Genomic DNA, 1,348 nt, shown 5'->3' with positions numbered 1-1,348 from the left:
GCTGGCCGACGCCCTCGAGCGCGCCAACGACGACCTCGCGCTCGCCAACCGCAAGCTCACCGACGCGCAGGCCAAGCTTGTCCAGGCCGCCAAGATGGCCTCGCTCGGCGAGCTGGTCGCCGGCATCGCCCACGAGATCAACAACCCGCTGGCCTTCATCCTCGCGCATCAGGGCACCGTCGAGCGCGTGCTCGGCGAGCTGCCGATGCCCGAATCCGACCCCGCGGCGCAGAAGGGCCTGGCCAAGGCGCGCGACCGCGTCGGTGCGATGCGCATGGGCCTGACCCGCATCCAGGACCTGGTCCTGAACCTGCGCAAGTTCTCGCGGCTCGACGAGGGCGAGCGCTCCCTGGTCAACGTGCCGGAGGCGATCGAGACGGTGCTGGCGCTGATCCAGCACAAGCTCGGCTCGCGCATCGCCGTCGAGCGCGACTTCGCGGGGCGCCCCGAGATCCATTGCACCCCGGCGCTGCTCAACCAGGTGGTGATGAACATCCTGGGCAACGCCGCCGACGCGATGCCCGAGGGCGGGCGGATCCGCGTCGTCACCGAGACCACGCCCGAGACCGACCTGATCCGGATCAGCGACACCGGCCCCGGCATCCCCGAGGACCTGCGCGAGAAGATCTTCGAGCCGTTCTTCACCACCAAGCCGGTCGGGGCCGGAACCGGGCTCGGCCTCGCGATTGCCTACAGCGTGGTTCAGGCGCATAGCGGCTCGCTCACGGTGGAGACGGCTCCCGGCGGCGGGGCCTGCTTCGTGATCGGGATTCCGAGGCAGACGGCGACCGTATGACCAGAGGCACGATCCTGGCCGTCGACGACGAGCCGGACATCCTGATCGCCCTCGAGGACCTGTTCGAGGACACCTACCGCATCGTCACGACGACGAAGCCGGTGGACGCCCTCGCCATCCTGCGCGACGATCCCGACATCGCCGTCGTCCTGTCCGACCAGCGCATGCCCGGCATGACCGGCGACGCGCTGCTGGCCGAGATGCGCGGGTTCCACGAAGCCCAGGCGATCCTGCTCACCGGGTACGCCGACATCACCGCCGTGATCGGCGCGCTGAACCGCGGCGGGATCAGCGGCTACGTCGCCAAGCCCTGGGACGCGGACCTTCTGCGCGGCACCGTGCGCAACGCCTTCGAGCGCCATGCGCTCGGGCGGGAGCTCGCCACCGAGCGGGCCCTGCTGCGCGGCCTGCTCGACCATTCCGAGGACGCGATCTCGTTCAAGGACGCGGCCGGGCGCTTCCTGCGCCTCAACGCCCGAAAGGCGGCGCTGCTCGGCCTCGACGTCGCGGGCTGCCTCGGCCGCAGCGAAGCCGAGCTGCCCGGGACGCGCG

At 70.9% G+C, this 1,348-nt stretch carries 2 protein-coding genes; both read left to right on the top strand.

From position 1 onward, the window contains the following. Positions 1-796: ATP-binding protein (locus tag FV223_RS27765; protein WP_246689839.1), on the top strand; the 796-nt coding region annotated here is incomplete at its 5' end. Then, a partial coding sequence (locus FV223_RS27760) for a response regulator (RefSeq protein ID WP_147729891.1) occupies positions 793-1,348 on the top strand: 556 nt, incomplete at its 3' end. The genes FV223_RS27765 and FV223_RS27760, both read left to right, overlap by 4 nt.

The sequence above is a fragment of the Methylobacterium sp. WL116 genome (genome assembly GCF_008039455.1).
Classification (GTDB): domain Bacteria; phylum Pseudomonadota; class Alphaproteobacteria; order Rhizobiales; family Beijerinckiaceae; genus Methylobacterium.
Note: the sequence above shows the minus strand (reverse complement) of the source record. Positions and strands in the feature narration are given on the sequence as shown.